General features: G+C 65.8%; 25 protein-coding genes. 10 read left to right on the forward strand and 15 right to left on the reverse strand.

Annotation, left to right across the window (positions count from 1 at the left end; translation table 11 throughout):
- Positions 1–3: 3 nt before the first annotated feature.
- A complete protein-coding gene (locus tag WJU17_RS08210) occupies positions 4–186 on the reverse strand; it encodes a hypothetical protein (RefSeq protein ID WP_346326836.1) in 183 nt (60 codons plus the stop codon).
- Positions 187–307: 121 nt separating this feature from the next.
- Here WJU17_RS08210 and WJU17_RS08215 point away from each other — a divergent pair, with 121 nt between their 5' ends.
- From WJU17_RS08215 to WJU17_RS08240, 6 genes are all read left to right on the forward strand, one after another.
- The gene (locus WJU17_RS08215) at positions 308–691 is read left to right on the forward strand and encodes a DUF2147 domain-containing protein (protein WP_346326837.1); all 384 of its coding nucleotides are present in this window, start codon (positions 308–310) and stop codon (positions 689–691) included.
- A gap of 4 nt (positions 692–695) precedes the next feature.
- Complete coding sequence (locus WJU17_RS08220) at positions 696–1601, forward strand: MBL fold metallo-hydrolase (RefSeq protein ID WP_346326838.1); 906 nt, start codon at positions 696–698, stop codon at positions 1599–1601.
- Positions 1601–2962: an aminotransferase gene (locus WJU17_RS08225; RefSeq protein ID WP_346326839.1), complete on the forward strand. Its 1362-nt coding sequence runs from the start codon at positions 1601–1603 to the stop codon at positions 2960–2962. The genes WJU17_RS08220 and WJU17_RS08225 overlap by 1 nt, the downstream gene beginning before the upstream one ends.
- Before the next feature lie 132 nt (positions 2963–3094).
- The gene (nadA, locus tag WJU17_RS08230) at positions 3095–4117 is read left to right on the forward strand and encodes a quinolinate synthase NadA (protein WP_346326840.1); all 1023 of its coding nucleotides are present in this window, start codon (positions 3095–3097) and stop codon (positions 4115–4117) included.
- On the forward strand, positions 4110–4952 hold the full coding sequence (nadC, locus tag WJU17_RS08235) for a carboxylating nicotinate-nucleotide diphosphorylase (protein WP_346326841.1): 843 nt from the start codon (positions 4110–4112) through the stop codon (positions 4950–4952). The genes nadA and nadC overlap by 8 nt, the downstream gene beginning before the upstream one ends.
- 17 nt (positions 4953–4969) lie before the next feature.
- Positions 4970–5353 carry a nuclear transport factor 2 family protein gene (locus WJU17_RS08240; RefSeq protein ID WP_346326842.1) on the forward strand — a complete coding sequence of 128 codons (384 nt, stop codon included), beginning with the start codon at positions 4970–4972 and terminating at the stop codon, positions 5351–5353.
- A 12-nt stretch (positions 5354–5365) separates the two neighbouring features.
- Here WJU17_RS08240 and WJU17_RS08245 read toward each other — a convergent pair whose 3' ends face one another.
- Positions 5366–6046: a nitroreductase gene (locus tag WJU17_RS08245; RefSeq protein WP_346326843.1), complete on the reverse strand. Its 681-nt coding sequence runs from the start codon at positions 6044–6046 to the stop codon at positions 5366–5368.
- Between the two features lie 247 nt (positions 6047–6293).
- Between WJU17_RS08245 and WJU17_RS08250 the strand changes: the two genes are divergently transcribed.
- Positions 6294–7676 carry an FAD-dependent oxidoreductase gene (locus WJU17_RS08250; protein ID WP_346326844.1) on the forward strand — a complete coding sequence of 461 codons (1383 nt, stop codon included), beginning with the start codon at positions 6294–6296 and terminating at the stop codon, positions 7674–7676.
- A gap of 32 nt (positions 7677–7708) precedes the next feature.
- On the opposite strand, the gene WJU17_RS08255 is transcribed toward WJU17_RS08250, so the two are convergent.
- The gene (locus tag WJU17_RS08255; protein ID WP_346326845.1) at positions 7709–8182 is read right to left on the reverse strand and encodes a nuclear transport factor 2 family protein; all 474 of its coding nucleotides are present in this window, start codon (positions 8180–8182) and stop codon (positions 7709–7711) included.
- A 154-nt stretch (positions 8183–8336) separates the two neighbouring features.
- Positions 8337–8990 (reverse strand): glutathione S-transferase family protein, encoded by a 654-nt coding sequence (locus WJU17_RS08260; RefSeq protein ID WP_346326846.1) that lies wholly within the window; start codon positions 8988–8990, stop codon positions 8337–8339.
- A gap of 154 nt (positions 8991–9144) precedes the next feature.
- Here WJU17_RS08260 and WJU17_RS08265 point away from each other — a divergent pair, with 154 nt between their 5' ends.
- A complete protein-coding gene (locus tag WJU17_RS08265; RefSeq protein ID WP_346326847.1) occupies positions 9145–9411 on the forward strand; it encodes a DUF2171 domain-containing protein in 267 nt (88 codons plus the stop codon).
- Positions 9412–9852: 441 nt separating this feature from the next.
- Here WJU17_RS08265 and WJU17_RS08270 read toward each other — a convergent pair whose 3' ends face one another.
- The 10 genes from WJU17_RS08270 to pdxH form a co-directional block, all read right to left on the reverse strand.
- Positions 9853–10557, reverse strand: a complete 705-nt coding sequence (locus WJU17_RS08270) for a YoaK family protein (RefSeq protein WP_346327418.1) — start codon at positions 10555–10557, stop codon at positions 9853–9855.
- Between the two features lie 130 nt (positions 10558–10687).
- Positions 10688–11560: a crotonase/enoyl-CoA hydratase family protein gene (locus WJU17_RS08275; protein ID WP_346326848.1), complete on the reverse strand. Its 873-nt coding sequence runs from the start codon at positions 11558–11560 to the stop codon at positions 10688–10690.
- Positions 11561–11595: 35 nt separating this feature from the next.
- Complete coding sequence (locus WJU17_RS08280) at positions 11596–13092, reverse strand: hypothetical protein (protein ID WP_346326849.1); 1497 nt, start codon at positions 13090–13092, stop codon at positions 11596–11598.
- Positions 13089–14606 (reverse strand): hypothetical protein, encoded by a 1518-nt coding sequence (locus WJU17_RS08285; protein WP_346326850.1) that lies wholly within the window; start codon positions 14604–14606, stop codon positions 13089–13091. The genes WJU17_RS08280 and WJU17_RS08285 overlap by 4 nt, the downstream gene beginning before the upstream one ends.
- Before the next feature lie 5 nt (positions 14607–14611).
- Positions 14612–14944: a hypothetical protein gene (locus WJU17_RS08290; protein WP_346326851.1), complete on the reverse strand. Its 333-nt coding sequence runs from the start codon at positions 14942–14944 to the stop codon at positions 14612–14614.
- 64 nt (positions 14945–15008) lie between these two features.
- Positions 15009–15767, reverse strand: a complete 759-nt coding sequence (locus tag WJU17_RS08295; protein WP_346326852.1) for an SDR family oxidoreductase — start codon at positions 15765–15767, stop codon at positions 15009–15011.
- Positions 15764–17560 (reverse strand): hypothetical protein, encoded by a 1797-nt coding sequence (locus tag WJU17_RS08300; RefSeq protein ID WP_346326853.1) that lies wholly within the window; start codon positions 17558–17560, stop codon positions 15764–15766. Before WJU17_RS08300 ends, WJU17_RS08295 begins: the two co-directional genes overlap by 4 nt.
- A gap of 42 nt (positions 17561–17602) precedes the next feature.
- A complete protein-coding gene (locus tag WJU17_RS08305; RefSeq protein ID WP_346326854.1) occupies positions 17603–17950 on the reverse strand; it encodes an ArsC family reductase in 348 nt (115 codons plus the stop codon).
- A gap of 4 nt (positions 17951–17954) precedes the next feature.
- Positions 17955–18881 (reverse strand): cation diffusion facilitator family transporter, encoded by a 927-nt coding sequence (locus WJU17_RS08310; RefSeq protein ID WP_346326855.1) that lies wholly within the window; start codon positions 18879–18881, stop codon positions 17955–17957.
- 7 nt (positions 18882–18888) lie between these two features.
- Positions 18889–19488: a pyridoxamine 5'-phosphate oxidase gene (pdxH, locus tag WJU17_RS08315; RefSeq protein WP_346326856.1), complete on the reverse strand. Its 600-nt coding sequence runs from the start codon at positions 19486–19488 to the stop codon at positions 18889–18891.
- Between the two features lie 149 nt (positions 19489–19637).
- Between pdxH and WJU17_RS08320 the strand changes: the two genes are divergently transcribed.
- Positions 19638–20123, forward strand: coding sequence for an RT0821/Lpp0805 family surface protein (locus WJU17_RS08320; protein ID WP_346326857.1), 486 nt, complete (start codon positions 19638–19640; stop codon positions 20121–20123).
- Positions 20124–20185: 62 nt separating this feature from the next.
- On the opposite strand, the gene WJU17_RS08325 is transcribed toward WJU17_RS08320, so the two are convergent.
- Positions 20186–21013, reverse strand: a complete 828-nt coding sequence (locus WJU17_RS08325; RefSeq protein WP_346326858.1) for a peptidoglycan-binding protein — start codon at positions 21011–21013, stop codon at positions 20186–20188.
- 297 nt (positions 21014–21310) lie between these two features.
- Between WJU17_RS08325 and fabI the strand changes: the two genes are divergently transcribed.
- A complete protein-coding gene (gene fabI / locus WJU17_RS08330) occupies positions 21311–22132 on the forward strand; it encodes an enoyl-ACP reductase FabI (protein ID WP_346326859.1) in 822 nt (273 codons plus the stop codon).
- Positions 22133–22139 lie beyond the last annotated feature (7 nt).

The raw sequence follows: 22139 nt of genomic DNA on the forward strand, positions 1-22139 counted from the left end.
CGACTAGATGCCGCAGATGGCCTTGCCGTGGCGGTATGCTGGCCGGTAGTTCAATGCCCGACGCAACCGTCGCTCGCGCAGAACCTCGCGAAGTTCACGAAATGTTCTCGCGCCGCCGACCAGCAAAAGCACGGTCATGGCAGCGAGCAACATCCAGCACATCAAGTGAATCAGTTCCGGGGACATATCGGCGACTCCAAATGTTCCTCATTTGTTCCAAAGTAGCGCGGAATACCGGGCCTGACAAGAAAATCCCGCATGCGCGCGGCAGACGGAACCTGAACCGTGCGGCGCCCGTTCCCCCGCCATGATCCGTCTCCCGCGATGGCTGATACTTGCCCTCGTCCTCGCGCCGTTTTCAGCCGGCGCGGACGATGCCGGGGCGATCCACGGCTTCTGGTCGTCGCCGGAAGGCGGCCGGATCGAAATCCGTCCCTGCGGCGAGGCACTCTGCGGTCATATCCGCGATGACGGCACGGCGCTCCCGGGCGAGCCCACCTATGACGGGCACCTGCTGTTGGAGAATTTCCGCTATATTGGTGGCCTGTCCTGGGAGGACGGCACGATCCACGATCCGCGCGCCGGCCGCAGCTATCGGTCCAAACTCAACCTTCTCGACGAAAAGCAGTTGAAAGTCAGAGGCTGCGTGTGGATTTTCTGCGGCTCACAAGTCTGGACACGGATAGAGTAGCGCCATGGTCGAAATTCCGTACGTACGCGACATCCAGTTCGAATATGGCGTGACCCAGCAGGTCGCGCCCGGCATCCGGCGCGTCATCGCCGCCAACAAGGGGCCGTTTACCTATACGGGCAGCGGCACCTACATCATCGGCGACGGCGAGGTCGCGGTGATCGACCCCGGCCCCAACCTGCCCGAGCATGTGGACGCGATCCTGGCGGGCCTGAAGCCGGGCGAGCGGATCACCCATATCCTGATTACCCACACCCACATGGATCACTCTCCCGCCGCCGCGCCGCTGAAGGCGCTGACCGGCGCGAAGACCTATGCCTACGGCCCGCATGGCGGCGCCCGCGGCCGGGGCGAGTCCGAGGAAGGCGGCGACTGGGACTTCATGCCGGATGTGCGCGTCGCCCATGGCGACGTTGTCGAGGGCAATGGCTGGTCCGCCGAGGCCGTGTTCACGCCGGGCCATACCTCGAACCACATGAGCTGGCAGTACCGCGAGCACAAGGCGCTGTTCACCGGCGATCATGTGATGGGTTGGTCCACCTCGGTCATCGCGCCGCCCGATGGCGACATGAAGTCCTACATGGACAGCCTGCGCCTGCTGCTGGACCGGGACGACGAAATCTACTGGCCGACCCACGGACCCGCGATCACCGATCCCAAACCGTTCGTGCAGGCCTTCATCACCCACCGCGAGGAACGCGAGGCGCAGATCATGGCCTGCCTGCGCTCGGACGCGCGCTATATCCCGGCCATGGTCAAGATCATGTACGCCAACGTGCCGGAGAACCTGCACCCGGCCGCGTCGCGATCGGTGCTGGCGCATCTGGAGCATATGATCGATACGGGCCGCGTCGTCTCCTCGACGGAAACGGCCACCATGAAATCCCTCTACACGGCGGTTGATAACTGATGTCGGCGATCCCCAATTCCCTCGAAGCGCGCGACATCGACAATCTGGTCCACCCCTACACCAATCTGGCGAAGCATGCCGAGAACGGCCCGCTGGTCATCGACCGCGGCGAAGGCATCCATGTGTGGGATACGGACGGGAAGCAATACATCGAAGGCGTGGCTGGCCTCTGGTGCACCTCGCTGGGCTATGGCGAGAAGGAGCTGATTCACGCCGCCACGGCGCAGATGGAAAAACTGGCCTTCAGCCATCTGTTCCAGAGCCGCAGCCACGGCCCCGCCATCGAACTGGCCGAGAAGCTGAAATCGGTGGCGCCCGTCGACACGGCCCGCGTGTTCTTCGTCGGCTCGGGCTCCAGCGCCAACGACACCGCGATCAAGCTGATCTGGTACTACAACAACGCCATCGGCCGGCCGGAGAAGAAGAAGATCATCGGCCGCATGAAGGCCTATCACGGCGTCACGGTCGCCTCGGCCAGCGTCACCGGCCTGACCCACAACCACCTGGACTGGGACCTGCCGCTGAAAGGCTTCCTGCACACGGATTGCCCGCACTACTACCGCGAGGGCAAGCCCGGCGAGAGCGAGGAACAGTTCGTCGACCGGATCATCGCCAACCTGGAGCGCCTGATCAACAAGGTCGGCCCCGAGACCGTCGCGGCCTTCTTCGCCGAACCGATCCAGGGCGCCGGCGGCCTGATCGTGCCGCCGCAGAGCTATTTCCCCAAGCTGCAGGCCGTGCTGAAGAAGTACGACATCCTGCTGGTCGCGGACGAGGTCATCACCGGCTTCCTGCGCACGGGCAATTACTGGGGCTGCCAGACGGTCGACATGCAGCCGGACATGGTGACTTGCGCCAAGGCGCTGTCCTCGGCCTATCTGCCCATCGGCGCCGTGACCATTCCGTCCTTCATGCACGAGGCCATGATCGAGCAGTCGAGGAAGATCGGCACCTTCGGCCACGGCAACACCTATTCCGGCCACCCGGTCTGCGCCGCCGTCGCGCTGCGCACCCTGCAGATCTACGAGGAGCGCAACATGCTCGAGCATGTGCGCGGCCTGATCCCGCGCTTCCAGCGGCGCCTGGCCGACCTGTCGGGTCATCCCCTCGTCGGCGAGGCGCGCCTGGGCGGCGGACTGATGGGCGGAGTCGAGTTGGTCGAGGACAAGGCGACGAAAAAGCCCTTCGATCCCAAGCTGACCGTGGGCATGAAGGCGCTGCTCGCCTGCCAGGAGGAAGGGCTGATGATCCGCGCCGTGGGCGACGTGGCCATCCTGTGCCCGCCGCTGATCATCACCGAGGACCAGGTCGACACCATGTTCGACCGCCTGAACGCGGCGCTGGACAAACTGCAGGTTTAGCGGCTCGCTCTTCCCCTTCCGCGCATCCCAGCCCTTCGCTGAATTTCCTTGTTATCCGGTCGCGCATGGCCAACATAACGCGCCACGCTAGACGTCATCCAGCCGGGAGCGGGCGCAAGCCCGGATGATGCCATGAACACAACGGTCCTCGACCGGCCCAAGGGCAACCTGAAGCCGCTGAACGTCACCGAGATCGATCCATTCATCGATCTGAAAGCCGAGATCGACAGGCTGCGCAAGGAGCGCAACGCCGTCATCCTGGCCCATTATTATCAAGAGGGTGAGATCCAGGACATCGCCGACTTCGTCGGGGATTCGCTGGACCTGTCACGCAAGGCGGCCGCCACGGACGCCGACGTCATCGTGTTCTGCGGCGTACGCTTCATGGCCGAGACGGCCAAGATCCTGAGCCCGCAGAAGACCGTGATCCTGCCCGACATGAAGGCCGGCTGCTCGCTGGAGGACAGCTGTCCGCCGGACCAGTTCCGCAAGTTCCGCGAGGAACACCCGGACCATGTATCGCTGACCTATATCAACTGCTCGGCCGAGGTGAAGGCGCTGTCCGACATCATCGTGACCTCGAGCAACGCCGAATACATCGTCAACCAGATCCCCGAGGACAAGCCGATCCTGTTCGCGCCGGACCGGTTTCTGGGCGGCTATCTGGCCAAGAAGACCGGCCGCGACATGCTGCTGTGGCAGGGCTCGTGCATCGTCCACGAACAGTTCTCGGAACGGGAGCTGATCAAGCTGATGGGCCAGCACCCGGGCGCGCCGGTCATCGCCCATCCGGAATGTCCGGGCCACATCCTGCAGCATGCCGACCATGTGGGCTCGACCTCGTCGATCCTGAACTACGCGCTGACCTCGGCCGCCGAGACCTTCATCGTGGTCACCGAGCCGCACATCATGCACCAGATGCAAAAGAGCGCGCCGCACAAGACCTTCATCGGCGCGCCGAATGATGACGGCAACTGCAACTGCAACAACTGCCCCTTCATGGCGCTGAACACCATGGAAAAGCTCTATTTGTGCCTCGCGAACATGACGCCGCAGATCGAGGTGCCCGAGGATATCCGCGTCCGGGCGCTGCGCTCGGTGCAGCGGATGCTCGACATGTCGCCGCCGCCCGCGACGCCCGCCAAACATGCCTGATCTGCCGCTGTCGCCCGAGGCGCTGGACGACTTCATCACCCGCACCCTCGCCGAGGATGTGGGCACTGGCGACGTCACGGCCGAGGCGACCATTCCGGCCGATGCCCGCTTCCGGGCGCGCATCGCCGCGCGCGAGATTCTGGTGGTCGCGGGACTGCCCGTCGCCATCGCCATCGTCCGGCGGCTGGCGCCCGGCGCCGAGATCGAGGTGCTGGTCGGCGACGGCGAGACCGCCCGTCCCGGCGACACCGTGCTGCGCATGGACGGACCGGCCCGCGCCCTGCTGACCGCCGAGCGCTCGGCCCTCAACATCCTGCAACATCTGTCGGGCGTCGCCACCCTGACGCGCACCTATGTGGATGCCATCGCCGGTACCGGGGCGCGGCTGCTCGATACCCGAAAGACCATTCCCGGCCTGCGCCTGCTGGAGAAATACGCGGTGAAGATGGGCGGCGGCACCAATCACCGCATGGGCCTCTATGACGCCGTGCTGATCAAGGACAACCACATCGCCGTCGCCGGCGGCGTCACCGCCGCCATCAGCGCCTGCCGCGCCCACACCGCGCTGAAGGTACAGGTGGAGTGCGACACGCTGGAACAGGCCCGCGAGGCCATCGCGGCGGGCGCCGACAGCCTGCTGCTGGACAACATGACCCTCGATCAGCTGCGCGAGGCCGTGGCATTCGCCACCGTGCCGCTGGAAGCGTCGGGCGGCGTGAACCTGCGGACCATCCGCGGTATCGCCGAAACCGGCGTCGATTACATTTCGGTCGGCCGCCTCACCCAGTCCGCGCCGGCCATCGATCTGGGCATGGATTTCGAGTCGCTGGGCTGAATTTGGCGGGCATGCCGATGACGGATCTGGAGCGCAACAAGGCCACCGTCATCGCGTTCTATGAACTGATGTTCAACGAGTGCCGTCCACGCGACGCGATCGAGCGCTATGCGGGCGACGACTACATCCAGCACAACCCGCACGTGGCCACCGGCAAGCAGGGCTTCATCGACTATTTCGAGCGCATGGCGCGCGAGTGGCCAGGCAAGCGGGTCGAGATCAAACGGGCGCTCGCCGAAGGCGACTGCGTCGTGCTGCACTGCCTTCAACACTGGCCCGGCGATCATGACTACGCGGCCATCGACATCTTCCGCCTGGATGACCGGGGCAGGATCGTGGAGCACTGGGACGTGCTCCAGATCATTCCGGACCGGTCGGCCAACCCGAACGGCATGTTCTGACGGCGATGAGACTTATTCCTCGTCGAAGCCGATGAAGGTCGCGGCCTCGTCCACGGGCTTGCGGAGCGAGACCACCGCGTTGGCCGGGAAAGAGTCGTCCGGATAGCCCATGGCGATACAGGTCATGATCACCTGGTCTTCGGGAATGTTCGCATGCTCGCGCACCACCGGCGACTGCATGATGCCTTGGCTGTTGATCACGCAGCCCAGGCCGCGCGACCAGGCGGCGTTGACGATGGCGTTGGCGACACCGCCGCAGTCGAAGGGGCCGTAGTCGCCGCCGAAGATGGAGCGGTCATAGGTGACGACGATGGACACGGGCGCGTCGAACTGGCGAAACCCGCGCAGCACCCAGTCCTGGCGCCCGTCCTTGTCGTCCCGCGCGATGCCCATGGCGCCGAACAGCTGCTTGGCGACTTCGATCTGCCTGTCGCGATGAATGCCCGCATAGGCGCCGTGCGACCGGAACTCGCGCGATTCGGGTACGCCCGCCAGAATCCGCTCGGTGTTCCCGGCCCGGATGCGGTTCAGCGGCTCGCCCGACACCACGTAGAAATTCCACGGCTGGGTATTGAACGAGGACGGCGCCCGCATGGCCATTTCGATCACCTCGCGGACCAGCGCCTTGGGCACCGGCTTCGCCTGGTAGCCGCGAATGCTCCGGCGTCCCCGCACGACATCATCGTATTCCATGACTGACACTCCCCGTTGTCCTGCGGCGCACCCGTGACAGGGCCGCCTCCGGGATCAGCATTTACGGGTGCTGGTAAACCGAGTCAACGCCTCGAACGCCTTACGTCCGTTACATATACGGGCTGGCCCACGGCGGCCCGCCGCATTACTCTGATTTCCGTCAGGCGTGAATGTGGCCTGGAAATGGGGAAGCCCGGAAACGGGCGGGTACGCTCTCACGAGCGCGAACGGTTGGGGAAGACAAGATATGGCAAGAGATTATGACGTCATCGTCGTCGGCTCGGGCGCTGCTGGTTTGGCCGCGGCCGTCGCGGCGTCGGATGCGGGCGCGTCCGTTCTGGTGGTGGAAAGCGAAAAGAAGGTCGGCGGCTCGTCGCGCCTGTCGGGCGGGCATTTCTATGCCGCCGGCACCTCGGTGCAAAGGGCGGCGGGCGTCAATGGCGATACCGCCGACGCCATGTTCGAGCATTACATGACCTTGGCCCAGTGGCTGGTGGATCCGGCGGTGGTGCGGCGCTACTGCGACCTGTCCGCCCCGACCCTGGAATGGATGCTCGGCTTGGGCGTGAAATATCCCAAGGAAGGGCTGTATGCCTCCGGCGTCGGCTCGGTGCCGCGCGGCCATCCGCCGGAAGGCGACGGCGAGGAGGTGATCAACGTGCTGGATGGCCATCGCAGCAACAAGGGCATCGACGTGGTGCTGAACTCGCGCGTCACCGCGCTGGTGACCAATGACGAGGGCCGGGTCACGGGCGTGCGCATCGGCGACGACGAGGCGACCTGCGGCGCGGTCATCATGGCGACAGGCGGCTTCGGCAACAATCCGGAGATGATCCAGAAGTACCTGCCCCAGGCGGCGGCCGGCGGCGACTGGAACTGGTACATCGGGGCTGATGGCGCACGCGGCGACGGCCTCACCCTCGGCCAGGCCGTCGGCGGCGTGATCGATGGCCATGACCGCGCCCTGATCCTCGCCACGCCGGGCTTCAGCCGCGACCTGGAAGTGGCGCTGCCGGGCTGGCTGGTGATGGTGAACAAGGACGGACGCCGCTTCTGCGACGAGACCGTCAACTACACCGTGATGGCCGGGCTGCTGAACAAGCAGGGCGGCAGCGCCTATGCCATCTTCGACGAGGACTCGCGCGCCGCCGCCAAGCGCAGCCCGCAGTTCCAGGCCTACTGGGTCAACGACGTGCTGCAGCAGAAGGCCGAGGACGGCCGGATCTTCCGCGCCGACACGCTGGCCAAGCTGGCCGCCAAGGCCGGCATCGATCCGGAAGGGCTGGAAGGCATGGCCGAGCGCTACAACGCCGATGTGGACGCCGGCCAGGACACCGCTTTCTTCAAGAAGGCGAAAATGGCGCCGATCCGGAAAGGCCCGTTCTATGCCGTGGAAATCCGCCCCGCCATCCTGTGCTGGACCGGCACGGGCCTGCGCATCAACGCGGACACCTGCGTGATGAACAAGGCCGACAAACCCATTCGCGGCCTCTATGCCGCCGGCGAGACGGTCGGCAACCTGCACGGCGACCGCTACATCGGCGGCGGCGGCTCCTACGGCCCATGCCTGGTGTTCGGCAAGCTGGCCGGCGAGAACGCGGCGAAATATGCCAAGGAACTGAACGAGTAGGGAATACCTCTGATCGCGTGAGCGTCCCGCTCTTATGTGCGGGACGGAGCGCGGTCGAGCGGGTCCATGCCGGCCATGCCTTCGGGGCGGCCGGTGGTGCCGGCGGTCTTCAGGCGGCGTTCCTTGATCCGCCAGCCGTCCGCCGTCCTGACCCAGCGGTCGTGATACTGCGCATAGAGCACGAAGTCGTCGCCGCCGTCGACCGGGCGGTGCCAGGCATGGAGGTAGCACTGGGAGCGCGCCGCGTCGGCGCCGTCGAACTCGATCTCGATATTGGTGATGTAGTGGTGGGTCGCGGCGTAGACCTGCACCAGCGGCGTGATCAAGGCCTCGATATTATCGCGCCCCTCGATCCAGTGGCCGCCGCCAAACGAGAGGCGCCCGTCCTCGGTGAGGATCTGCACCTGCTTGTCGACCCGGTTGAGGTCGACCCATTTGGTGTACCAGTGGAGGCCGTCGGTGATCTCCTGGCGGTCCACGATCTGTCTGAGAATTTCATCATTCATGCTGAAATGCTCCCACGCGCGCCCGGCGAAGTCGAGCATATTCGCGGGCGCCGGCCCTCCCGGATGACGGAACCTTGTTCGCTCTGGACAAGTTGGCCGGCGAGACGCGGCGAAGTATGCAAAGGAGCTGAACAAATAGAAAGAAGTGAGAGCCTTAGCCCACCGGTCGGCTCGCGGTGAACACCGCCAGCTGGTCAGCAAAGGCACGCCGGTAGGCGGGACGCGCTTCGCCCCGGGCGATATAGGCGCGCAGGGTCGGATAATCCTCAAGGATGTCCGATCCTTCCAGCCGGCGCAGCACGGTCACCATCAGCAGATCGGCGGCGCTGAACGCCCCGTCGAGCCACTCGGCATCGGCCAGGCGCGCGGACAGCGGGTCCAGCCGTGCGCGCACCCGCGCATTGAGGCCAGGCAGGCGCTCGGCATACCAGGGCTTGTCGCCCTCCAAATACCAGGACTGTTCGCGCTCGACGATGGGCGGCTCCACCGTGTTGAGCGCCGCGAACATCCACGCGGTAGCGCGTGCCCGCGCATCGGCATCCTCGGGCAGCAGGCCCGGATGCCGCTGGGCGACATGGAGCACGATCGCGCCGGTTTCGAAAAGCACCAGATCGCCGTCCTCATAGGTCGGGATCTGTCCGAAAGGGTGCAGCGCCAGATGCGCCGCCTCCTTCATCGCCGCGAACGACACCAGGCGGACATGATAGGCCTGCCCCACCTCCTCCAGCGCCCAGCGAACCCGCATGTCGCGCGCGAGCCCCCGTCCCTCGTCGGGTGAACTTTCGAAGGCGGTGAGGATGATGCTCATGCGACGTCTCCGTTGGGTGCTCGATGCGCTGCGAAATCAGGCTTGAGAGTAAATCGAACGAAGGCCGTTGCCATCATCTCCCAAGCGCCCCTCACGGCACCGATCCGCCGCTGGAGCGTTGTTTTTCAGAACCCAATCATCGCAGGAGCCAGTCATGTCCGATCTCAGCCGCGTCACGGCCCATATGGAAATCATCGGCGCCGATGGCGTCCACATCGGCACGGTGGACAAGGTAGAAGGCAATCGCATCAGGATGACGAAGGCCGACAGTGGCTCGCACAGCGACCATCATCACTACATCTCCGGCGCGCTCGTGGCCGAGGTTGAGGGCAATCAGGTCAGGCTGTCCGCCTCAGGCGACGCAGCGGCCCTGCTGGAAGAGGAAGAAGGCGGCGAGGCGTTGGCGGACAAGCGTCCCTGACAAAAAAGGGCTCCGAAGGCCCCTTCGCAACCGGTGAGTAGACCACTTGGAAGTCGTCCAATATCATGGGGATATGGCGACACCCAATCTCATTTATCGAAGACTCTACATAGGCTGGTTGATAATTATCGCCGCAATGTTTTTAGCCATCGGATGGTCTGCAGCGACCGGTTCGCATTCCTTCATGAAGGTCACTTTTGCAGTGGCCGTCCTATACTCAGGCGCTTTTGCTTTCTACGAGCTGGCTTCCGGAGCTGCACGCTGTGCTTCGTGCGACAGCAAACTGCTTAACAGCTATGGTTTCGGCCACAGCTTCCTTCGACCTTAGGAATTCTGGATTCCTAAAACTTGCCGACATTGTGGCCATCCGCTGAAGTCGCAACCACGACAAGATGACGGCGACGCTGAGCCGCCTTCAACGCAATAGAGCCAGGAGGAGCACTAGACATCGCACGCCTTGCGCGGACGTGCCGGCCCCATCAGGTAGGCAATCCCCGCCAGTATCACCAGCGCAACCGAAGCGGCCCATAGCCCTTGCAGACCGAGATGAGGGTAGGTCGCCGCCCCCACGACCGCGCCCATGACAAGCCCGAACCAGAGCAGCAGGTGGGAGAGCCATGCCCACCGCGCCTCGCCAAAGAAGCTCGCCAGGAGGCGCTGGGCGAATTTCACCAGCGCGCCGGTCATGTAGGTGAGGCCGATGCGCACGTCGCCCTCGTCCTCGAACACCGCGTTCTCCGCGCCCATCGACCCGGCCGCCAGAACCACGGCGACCCAGTCATGGCCCATCGCGGCCAGGCCGCCGGCTGCCGCGAGCAGGGCCGCGACGAACAGCAACACCGCGCCGCGACGGCGCTGCTGCGCCAACCTGCCGACCAGCGACCCGCCCATGGCGCCCAGCACGAAGGCGGCGATCAGGCTCGCCACAAGCGCGATGAACGGCGCGGCCTCGGCAAAGCCCACGGCCAGACGCGTCGTGTTGCCGCTCATGAAGGAAAGAAAGAACCCGCCCGTCGCCATGAATCCGGTCGCGTCGACATAACCGGCGACGCCGGACAGCAGGATCGCGAGGGCCTGGGTGCGCTTGTCGTATCGGGTCGCGTCAAAAAGGATAGCCGAAGGCCCGGGCGGTAGCGACAGCGATATTACTGCGTCGAAAGGACGAAAACCGTTGCCTCAACCGGACATGAAACGCGCGGTCAGTTGCATCGATTGTTCACCGGCATTCGCACAGGTCCGCAAAAAAGGGGCCCGAAGGCCCCTTTCGCAACGGCTCTCAGCCGAAGCGGGGTTCGTCCCACCAGGGGAACCAGCCGGGCATGTCTTCGGACACTTTCAGCTTGTAGTCCGCCGGGCGCTTTTCCAGGAACGAGGTGACGCCTTCGGCGGCGTCGGCCATCTTGCCCAGGGTGGCGATGCCGCGGCTGTCGATGTTGTGGGCTTCCATGGGGTGCGACGCGCCCAGCATGCGCCACATCATCTGGCGCATCAGCGCCACGGAGACGGCGGAAGTGTTCTCGGCGATCTCACGGCCGATCTCGCGGGCGCGCGGGATCAGGTCCTCGGGCGCCAGGATTTCCGACACCAGGCCGCCATCGAGCGCTTCCTGCGCCGGGAAGACGCGGCCCGAATAGCACCATTTGGTCGCCTGCTGGATGCCGACGAGGCGCGGCAGGAACCAGCTGGAGCACGCTTCCATCACCAGGCCGCGGCGGCCGAACACGAAACCATAGCGCGCCTCGGTCGAGGCGAGGCGGATGTCCATGGGCAGCTGCATGGTGACACCGACGCCCACCGCCGGGCCGTTGCAGGCGGCGATGACCGGCTTCAGGCACTCGAAGATCTGCAGGGTCACGCGGCCACCGCCGTCGCGCCACAGGCCGCCGGGGCCGACCTTGTCGATGCTGGGGCGCTTGTCGGTGTCGAAGGTGGAGCCGCCCGCGCCCAGGTCGGCGCCGGCGCAGAAGCCGCGGCCTTCGCCGGTGACGATGACCGCGCGGACCTCGTCCTCGTCATTCACCTTCTTGAACACCTCGACCATTTCCGACTGCATGTCGAAGTTGAAGGCGTTCAGCCGTTCCGGGCGGTTCAGCGTGATGGTGAGGATGCGATCCTTCACCTCGGTCTTGAGCGACTTGTAGGTGGTCATGCCATCTGTCCCCTGATTCGTTTACGCGTGAATTTTCAGTGTTTCGCTATGTATTGGGCCACGGCGAGAATGTCACCCGTTTTGGCCGCGATGTCGGGGTTTTCGCGCTCGGCAAGAGTGACGGCATCCTTGAACCGCTTTGCCTCAAGCAACGCGCGGCGGGCCGCCAGCGCGCGCCACGACGGGTCGACCGCCGCCGTGACAGCGGCCGCGTCACCGCGGCTGATGCGGTCGGCCAGCAGCACCTGATTGGTCATGGCCAGCGTCTCGGTCGCGCGCGAACGCCGCAGGCCGTAGCGATCGGCGGCGAAACGCTGCTCCAGCAGGGCGACCAGCGCGGCGGCTTCGGCCCGCTGACCGAGGGCGATGTGGGCCTCGGTCAGGGTGCGCAGCGCCGGACCGAAATCCATCAGGCGCTGGGGCGCGCCGTGCTGGTCGGCCAGGATCGGATCGATCACGGCGCGGGCATCGGCGACGAAACGGGCGGCGCCGGCCGGATCATCCTTGGCGAGCAGCAGCGCCATGCGGGCGGAGGCCGCGATCCTGTCCTTGCCATTGTTCATGGTGGCGATCAGGGCGCGCGCCTCGTCGCTCTGGCCCGCCTCGGCGAGCAGCGCCCAGAGATCGTCGAGCAGCGCCTGATCATAGCTCAGCGCCGTGGGAAAGCGGGCCCGCATGGCCGCGAAATCGCCGGTGCGCGCGGCCATCAGGCTGGCGGCGAGGCGCGCGTCGGTGGATCGCGGCGCCGCCGCCAGCAGGGCGGTCATCGCCTTGACAGCTTCGTCCCGCTTGCCCTGGTCGAACAGCTTCAGGGCGAGCCGCGCCTCCATGCGCAGCCGGTCCGAATCCGGCAGCAGACGCCCCGTCTGGCGCGCCGCCTCGAGCCGGCCGGCCTTGACGAAGTCCAGCGCGGTCCGCGAATGCAGGATGATCGGCACGCCCGCGTTGGAGTCGGCCGCGCCGAACTCCTTGATGAGCGCGGCAGCCCGGTCCATCCGCTTGGACTCCTGATAGACCCGAACCAGTCCCAGGAGAGCGTTCACCCGCCGTTCGGCGGGCCAGCTCTCGAGATAGGCCTTGATACGCGCCGGGTTGTCCAGCGCCGCGAGAATGGACACCGCGCCCCAGTCCACCTGCCGCGCATTGGGCGGCAAGGGCTCGGCCAGCATGGCATCCAGCACTGCCACCGCGCCCCGCGTGTCGCCGGTCCCGGCCAGGTGCGTGCCCAAGCGACCAAGGGCCACGCGCCGCTGGTTGGGATCAGTGATCCGGTCCGCGCTTGCCCGCAACTTTTCCGTATTGCCGGTCGCCCCGGCGGTCTGGCTGACCCAGTCCCACAGCACGTCGCGTGTAGACGCCTCCTTTGACGCCATGGCCGGATCGCCCAGCAGGGCGACCGCCCGGCCGAGCAGGCAGTCCGCCATGGCCTTGTCCGGCCTGGTCTGCGCGCAGGATGTCCCGGCCTCCTGCGCCTGCGCCGCACCGGGCACGGCCAGAACCAACAGGGCCGACAGGGCAAGCCAGCGGGTCATCGTGTCTCCTTCCCCGAGGCCGGCAACGTACCGGCGATATCCAGAAGATAGGTCGCGAGGGCCAGACGGTCCGGCGCATTCCGTACCGCCAGCTCGATCGCATCCCCCGTCAGCCCCTGCCGCGCCAGCGCCCGGCGCGCGGCCTCGGCCCGCAGCGGCGCATCCGAGGCGAGCGCCAGGACCTCATCCCTCTCGCCGTTCTCGATCATAGCCTCCATGACGGGCTGCCAGACCCGCGGCACAATCTCGGCGGACACGATGCGCGGCATGTGCCCGGCGCCATCCTTCAGCGCGTCCTCGACCCTGCGGGCGATATCCCGGGCCTTGTCCAGGTCGCCGGCCTCCATATGGGCCCGTTCCAGATCCTCGATGGCGGCCGGCTGATGACGAAGGATGCCGGCCTGCATGGCGCCCCGCTTGATCCGCTCGTCCATGGCCTGATCGGCGGCGTCGAACAGACGGGCGCGCAGGCGGTGGTCGGGATGCGAGACGATCAGGCGGGCAAGACGCGCCAGCGCCGCCGGACGGTCCTCGATGCGGAGCACTCCGGTCGCAAGATCGAGCGCCAGATCCGGGCGGCCCCGGTCCACCAGTTCCATCCAGAACAACTCGCCCAGCGCTTCGTCGCCTATGGTTGCCGGGAAACGGTCGCGGACGTTGTTCCAGTCGCCCCGGCGCACGGCGAAGATGGCGCCCGCCAGACGGACATGATCGTCCGGCCGCGGCACGGCCAGCAAGCGGCCGAGAATGCGGCGCGCCTCGTCGGTTCGGCCGTCCATGTCGATCCGCAGCGCGATGTGCGCCTCCAGCCGGTCGCGGTCCGCCTGGGGCAGCAACCCGGCAAGGCGCCGCGCGGTGTCGTGACGGCCGGCATCGATCAGCATCGCAACGAGCGGCCATGCGCCCTGAACCCGCCGTGCCGGCGCGGCGTCGCCCTGATCCGCGACAAGGCGTTCCGCCTCATCGAGGGCACCGCCACGCACCAGCGCCTCCGTCAGCGCCACCAGCGCCTCGGGCCGCGCCGCGACCGGCAGGATCTGGAAATAGCGGCGGGTCTGGGACGGGTCGCGCAGCGCCACCAGTACGGTAATGATGTCCCCGTCGGGCATGGCCGGCAGCCGGGCATGGGCATCCGAATCGCCCAGCAGCCGGTTGAGGATCGAGACCGCCGCGTGGGCATCCCCCGCCCTCGCCTGAGTGGCCGCCAGCACCGCGAGCCCACTGCGCCGTTTCCTGGGGTCGCCGATTCGCGGGACGATGCGGCTCACCCGCGCGACATCGCCCGCCTCGCTCGCGAGCACGGCGAGCCGGTACCAGGCCGCGCTGGCATCCGCCGGATCTCGCACACGAATCTCGGGATGGCCAAGCAGGCCTTCGATGCGGTCGAGCAGACAGGGCCGCAGCGCCGCTTCGGCCGCATCCGCGCACGCGTTATCCGCCGCCAGGGTCTGCGAATCACGCGGCCCGAGCATGACCGCGATGGCGACGAGCGCGATCGCGGCCAGCGGGCGCACGCGCCTTAGTGGTCGGACTTGGCGGCGTTGAGCAGGCCCGTATCGTAGTTCAGGCCGTCCTTGGTCAGGGTGATGGCGACGGGGAAGTGGGACTTGGCGAGCCCCTTACGCTCCAGGGCGATCCAGACGGCCTCGTTGCTGAAGCCGGTGATGTCCTTGGTGGATACCACGTACTCGCCCACATGCACGTGGTCGCCGTGGGCATGCGGCATGTGGGTGACGACGACATCGCCGGATTCCTCGTCGATGATCGAGGTTTCCCGGTGACGGGCCAACTCCTGCATCAGCGCAAGCGTCTTGTTCTGCAGGGCGTTGAGTTTGATCTTGTCCTTGGGCATCGGTCGTTCCCCGAGTGTTTTTGCCAGATGACCCTTGGTGGGCCGTTACGAGAATGAGGCGCGGCTAGACGTGCTGCCCGCCATTGACGTGCAGTTCCGCGCCGGTGACGTAGCTGGACTGCTCGGAGCACAGGAAATAGATCGCCTTGGCGACCTCCTCCGGCGTGCCAAGACGGCGCATGGGAATCTGCTCAACGATCTTGTCGGTGCCAGGCGACAGGATCGACGTGTCGATCTCGCCCGGCGCGATGGCGTTGACCCGGATGCCATGCGGCCCGAAATCCGACGCCATCTCGCGGGTCAGCGCGGCCAGCGCCGCCTTCGACGTGGCATAGGCGGTGCCGGCGAACGGATGCACCCGGCTGTCGGCGATGGACGTGACGTTGACCACGGCGCCGCGCGCCGCCTTGAGCTCGTCCATCAGCCCCCGCGCCAGCAGCAGCGGCGCCACCAGATTCACCTCGTAGACCCGGTGCCAGACGTCGACCGGCGTGTCGATGGAACTGAGACGCACGCCGCCCGGTCCCTTGGGCGAGATGCCCGCATTGTTGACCAGCGCGTTGAGCGGGCTGCCGTTCAGCCGCTGGCGCATCAGCTCGATTCCCTTGGAGCGGCTGTCGGGATCGGCCAGATCGATCTGGATGTGGTTGTCTTCGCCGCCGTCCCATGGACAGTCTTCGGAGAACGCCATGCGCGAACAGGTGATCACGCGCCACCCGGCGCTGGAGAAGCGCTTCACGGTGGCGTGCCCGATGCCCCGGCTGGCGCCGGTCAGGATCAGGGTCTTGCGGTCTTCGTTCAGGGGCAACTGGGTTCCGTTCAATAGTGCAAACGATTCTTGCCGATGCGGATATCATAATACGCGGGTTCCACCAATTCGATATCCCCCGCGAGGAACGCATTCCAGAGGGTGTCCGACGCCGGGATGTAGCTGCTGTCGGCCGTGGCCCATCCGTCACTCGATCGATAGATCATCATTCCCGATATCCGTGGGCCTTCGGGCGCGCTCTCGGAGGCATCCTGGGTGCTGCCTATGACAGTCGCCGTCATCATCGAGAGGAACACGAATTCCGGTGTGCCGTCGCGGTTCAGGTCGGTGACCAGTATGCCGCAGCGCTGACTATCCTGAAGGCATTCCCGCAAGGCCCAGTCGCGGGAATCGTTCATGGCGGCGATAACCTCGTCGGGCACCTCCGTTCCCGCCGGACGCACCACCAGCTTTGCTCGGAGACCGATAAGATCGTTCGCCGGGATCATGGACGGGTCCAGCCGGACTTCCCAGTAATGCTTCGCCTCGTCCACGGCGGCGATCCTGGCGGCGATCACGTCGCCCTGCGGATGCCCGCCCTGCATGAGCCGGACATTGTCGAGGGCATAACGGCCCGGCCTGCCGGTCTTGAACTTCAGCAAACCGTAATCGAACGCCTCCACCGTCACCTCGCCCGCGGCCAGACGCTCGACCTGGGCATAGGCGCTGCGCCCGTAGGGATCGGCCAGCGGGGTGAACAGCAGCGCCGCCATCACGGCGACCAGCGGCGCGATCCACGGATTGACCCGCGTGATGCAGCCCGTCCAGTCGCGCCAGCGCAGCAGGACCGAGGCCGCGTAGGCCAGTGACAGAACAGACGCGGCGATGACGATGAACTGGCCGATGAACCGCTCCGGCGTCAGGCCGTACTGGTCGATCCGCAGCCGCACGGCATAGAAGGCGATGCCAGCGAAGACCGGCATGGCGACCAGGCTGGCCCCCATCAGCCAGTTCATCCAGCGCCCGAACGGCAGCAGCCGGTCGCCATCCTGGATCACCGCGTTGGCGAACAGCGCCAGCGCGAACAGCAGGCTCACCAGCACCAGCGTCGCGGACCGGGTCGCCCACAGTGGCTCCAGCCCGGTCACGGGCAGCACGGCGAGGAACAGCAGGGCGGCGGCGGCGAGCACCGGCGCCAGAATCTGGAACAGCATCAGCGCCACCCGCCGCAGCACCGGCACCAGCTTGCCGTTCTCGCGCGCCACGGCGATGCCGAGGCCGAACACCGCGCCGGAGAAAAGCCAGGCGAAGATGCTCTCCTGGAAGAGATCCTTGAAGAAATCGATGCCGACCAGATGGAACAGCGCGCCCCAGAGCAGCAACACCAGCCAGAATGCGCCGAGGAAGGCGGCGGCGATGGCCGCGATCAGGATGTTGCTCCAGGCGAAGCGGAACAGGCTGGCATAGGCAAACCGCAGGCGCCCGCCCTCGACCCAGGTCTGGAGATAGGCCCAGACGATATAGGCGATGACCGGCAGCGCCGTGAAGAAGACGGCGCGATGGTCGGTGAACCGGGTCTCTCCGCCCCAATCGATGCGCCAGTCATACCAGCACGCCAGCAGCGCCATGGGAAGCGCGAGAACGGCGCTGGCCGTGACCGCGCGGCGCAAGGGGCCGAGGCCGTAGGTGAGCTGAAAGGTGGATGGCCCGAGCAGACACAGGGTCGTGAGCCCCATCAACAGGGCCGTGCGGGCTGCCCAGACATCCTCGAAGAGCAGGAACAGCCCCAATCCCTGGACGAGGCCGACGGCCGTCAGGACGATGCGCAGTACCGGGCCGGAGTGCCTGTCGTCCTCGACATCGTTCATCTACCTACCCACCTGGATCGTCACAGCCGGGAAACGGTAACATCAAGTCTTGGCGAGAGCCTGCTTTTGTTCATCCCCGAAGCCGACGAACAGGGCGCCGCCGGTATCGAACACCGGCCGCTTCACCAGCGACGGCTGCGCGGAGACGAGCGCCGCCGCCGCGGCGTCATCGGCCAGGTCCTGCTGTTCAGGCGACAGCTTGCGCCAGGTCGTGCCACGTTTGTTGATGACCACGTCGCGGCCCAGCGCGCCGATCCAGCGTGCCGCCGTCTGGGCATCAAGGCCTTCCTGCTTGAAGTCGTGGAACCGGTAGGCGATGCCGCTGGCGTCCAGCCAGTCGCGGGCCTTCTTCACCGTGTCGCAATTCTTGATGCCATAGACGTCGATCATGAACCTACCTCTCGAAATGATCGCGGCGTTCGATGACGCCCTGCGGATCCACATGCACGATGAGCTCGGCGCCGGGATAGCGCTCGAGCAGCACCTTTTCCACCGAATCGGCAATCTCGTGCGCCGCGATCAGGCTCAGTGTTCGATCGACCTCGATGTGGAACTGGATGAAGACGTTGGCGCCGGATGAGCGTGTGCGCAGATCGTGGATGGCGAGGACGCCGGGATGCGCGCGCACGAGGGTCTTCACCGCCGCCCTGTCGTCATCCGTCAACTCCTTGTCCATCAGCACGTTGAACGACCCCCGCACAATGGCGAAAGCACTCCACGCCAGATAGCCGGCGATACCAAGGGCGAAGATGGGGTCGGCGTAGGCAAAGCCAGTGTAACCCGCGATCACGAGCGCGACGATCACGCTGAGATTGATAAGAATGTCGCTCGTGTAATGCAGTGAATCGGCGGAAATGGCGGTCGAGCCCGTCTTGCGCACGATATGCCTCTGGTACAGCACCAGGCCCACGGTGGCGGCGATGGAGAACCCCATCACGCCAATACCAGCCTCGGCGTTCCGGACCTGCGGCGGCGCGACGAGACGGGTCGCCGCCTCGAACAGCACGAACGCCGACGAGCCCATCATCACCGCGGCCTGTACCAGACTGCCGATAGCCTCGGCCTTGCCGTGGCCGAAACGGTGGAGACGATCCGCGGGCGTTACCGCCTGGAAGATCGCGAACAGGCTGACGGCCGAGGCCATCAGATCCAGCATCGAATCGACGAGCGACGAGAGAATGGCGACCGAACCGGTGTAAAGACCAGCCGCGAACTTGACCGCGATGAGCACGATGGCGACGGAAATGGACGCATAGGCCGCGCGCTTCATCAGCGGCGCCGCTTCCCTGATGTCGATTGTCGCGCGTTCCAGTTCGCTCATGAGGCGTTCACGGGTACAGCCATTGCACGGTCCAGCCCTCGCCATCCCTGTTGAACAGCTGCCGCTCGTGCAGCCGGTGGTCCCTATGCTGCCAGAACTCGATGGCCTGCGGGACGATCCGGAACCCTGTCCAGTACTCGGGGCGCGGCACCTTGCCGACCGCATAGCGCGCCGCATAAGCGGCCACCGCCTTCTCCAGCGCGAAGCGGCCCTCCAGCGGGCGAGATTGTTTCGACGCCCAGGCACCGATGCGGCTGCCCCGGTCGCGGCTGTCGTAATAGGCGTCGGCCTGCGCGTCGGACACCCGCTCGACCGCGCCGCGCACGCGGACTTGGCGGCCCAGGCTTTTCCAGTGGAAACACAGCGCGGCGCGCGGATTGGCCAGCAACTCGCCGCCCTTGGCGCTTTCCGTATTGGTATAGAACACGAAGCCTTCCTGCGGCCCGCGCGCCTTCAGCAGGACCATGCGGACATTGGGGCTACCATCAGCGTCGGCGGTGGCCAGCGCCATCGCCTCCGGCACGTCGGGCTCGGACTGCCGCGCCTCGGCGAACCACTGCTCGAAGCGGGCGAAGGGATCGGTATCGGCGTTCATGGTGACCCGCATTCAGGGAGGACTGCATGAGTTGTAGAGCGCGCGAGCCACGCCGCCAAGAGCCGCCACATGCATTCGTGCTCATACAGGGTGGCCGCGCGTCCGCCGATCCTTATACTGCCTGCCATCACGGCGTTTCTGGCAACAAAGAGGGTTTTCCCATGCGGCTTCACCGGCTTTTGTGTCTCACGGCCCTGTCGGCCACCATGGCCGCCTGCGCGAGCGACTACGAGCCGCCCATGACGGAAGCGCCGCCGCCCCCACCGCCCGTGATGGCCGAACCAGAGCCGGCGCCGCCGCCTCCTCCGCCACCGCCGCCGACCATCGTCCCGCGTGAAAGCGGTCTGGTGGCCGGGCGCGATGTAGGCGGCGCGGCCGCCAAATTCCTGAAACCCGAGGACCGGGCCATCCTGGAGCGCACGACCCAGCAGGCGCTGGCCACGGGCGCGGCCGGCAAATCAATCGCCTGGTCGAACGCCGCCACCGGCGCGCGCGGCACCATCACGCCGCAACCCGCCTTCCCGATGAATGGCAAGAGCTGCCGCGAATTCCAGCAGACCCTGTTCGCGGGCGGCAGCAAGTCCACCGGCTACGGGACCGCGTGCCGCGGCCCGGATGGCGTCTGGCTGCTCGATCAGAACGGCTGATCCGGCCGCCGGGCATGAAAAAGGGGGCCGAGGCCCCCTTTTCCTATCAGGCTGAGCCTGAATTACTTGGCCAGTTCCAGCAGTTCCGACAGCACCCAGCCGCGGTCGCCATTCGGCTCCTCGACTTCCCAGTACAGGCCGGACTTGTTGCCGGTCGGATGCAGCAGGATGCCTTCGCGCAGGCCGCGCACCGGCGCCGCGTCGTCGCGCGGCTCGGACAGCAGCGCCGTCCGCTCCAGCAGACGCTGCGCGGGCAGCGGCGCGGTCATCCTGGCATCGCCCGACAGGCCACCCATCTGAACGACCATGTTGCGATAGGCCTTGATGTAGGCCAGCGTGATCACCTTACCGATATCCGTGTCGGCGTAACCGCCGCCCGCCGCCGCGAGCGCGAGGCCCATGCCGGCGAAGCCGCCGCCGCCCAGGCCGAACGACACGTCGGTCTTCTTGTAGGTGCCTTCGGCGATGAGCTCCTGCACGCCGGTACGGGCATTGGTCAGGGTCAGCAGCGCCTGGGCCTCGAGCTTCTTGGTCTTGATGCCGCCCAGCGCCGCGCCGAAGCCGCCGCCGATCATGCCACCGATACCAGCGCCGACGGCGCTGCCGCCGGTATCGCTGTCCTGAGTGACCAGGTCGGGCAGAATGAAATAGTCGGCGGCGACCATCTGGCCCTTGCCGATATCCGAACCGCGCTGCAGTTCATCGTCGCCCACCAGATCGCGCTCGGCCTTCATCATTTCCATGCCCTGGCCGCGGTCCACGAGCTTGAAGCAGCCTGACTTCATGACGATGAGCTTGATCACCGAAGCAGGATTGCCGAGGTTGTACTGACGCCACCACTCGTTCTGCGAATCCTTGATCGCGACCGTGCCCAGCACCTGCGGGCACATGGGAATCTCGAGGTTTTCCTCGGGCGTCTTCCTTTTGGCGAAAGCCGGACCGGCGCAAAGGATTAGGCTTGCTGCCACAGCAGATGCGATCAACCGCATGATTGTACCCCCTCGAGGTTGGAATCGGACGCCGCGATCCACCGAACAAAGGGGACGGCGCTGAAGGAAGAGGTATAGTTTCAGCCATTTCGTGTCAATGTCGGGGGGAGACGTCGGCGCTCTCGCCGGCCCGTTTGACGGAATCCACCTTTAGTGTACGATGCCGCAATCTTTAGCCGGGGATAAAAGCAAGAGCCTATGACTGTAGCGAACGGCCTGATGAACGGTAAGCGCGGCCTTATCATGGGGGTCGCCAACAACCGATCCATCGCCTGGGGTATCGCCCAGAAATTGCATGAGCACGGCGCCGAAGTGGCGTTCACCTTCCAGGGCGAGGCGCTGGAAAAACGCGTCCGGCCGCTGGCGGAATCCGTGGGCAGTACGCTCGTGCTGGAATGCGATGTCACCAAGCCGGAACAGATCGACGCGACTTTCGCGGCGCTCGAGCAGGCTTGGGGCACCATCGATTTCGTGGTCCACGCCATCGCCTATTCGGACAAGGACCAGTTGAAGGGCCGCTATGTCGATACGACGGCGGACAACTTCGCCATGTCGCTGAACATCTCGTGCTATTCGTTCACGGCCGTGTGCCAGCGGGCCGAAAAGCTGATGCCGAACGGTGGCAGCCTGCTCACCCTGACCTATTTCGGCGCCGAGAAGGTGCTGCCCCATTACAATGTGATGGGCGTGGCCAAGGCGGCGCTGGAAGCCAGCGTGCGCTATCTGGCCAAGGATCTGGGCGAAAAGAACATCCGTGTGAACGCGATCTCGGCCGGACCGATCAAGACATTGGCCGCGTCGGGCATCGGCGACTTCCGGTTCATCCTGAAGTGGAACGAGTATCATTCTCCGCTGCGCCGCAACGTCAGCATTGAGGAAGTCGGCGGCTCGGGCCTCTATCTTCTCAGCGATCTGTCGAGCGGCGTGACCGGTGAAATCCACCATGTCGACAGCGGCTACAACATCATCGGCATGAAGGACGAGTCCGCGCCCGATATCATCGTCGGCGGACCGGCCTGAGACCGGC

Origin of the sequence: Iodidimonas sp. SYSU 1G8, assembly GCF_039655775.1 — a bacterium.
Taxonomy (GTDB): domain Bacteria; phylum Pseudomonadota; class Alphaproteobacteria; order SMXS01; family SMXS01; genus RI-34.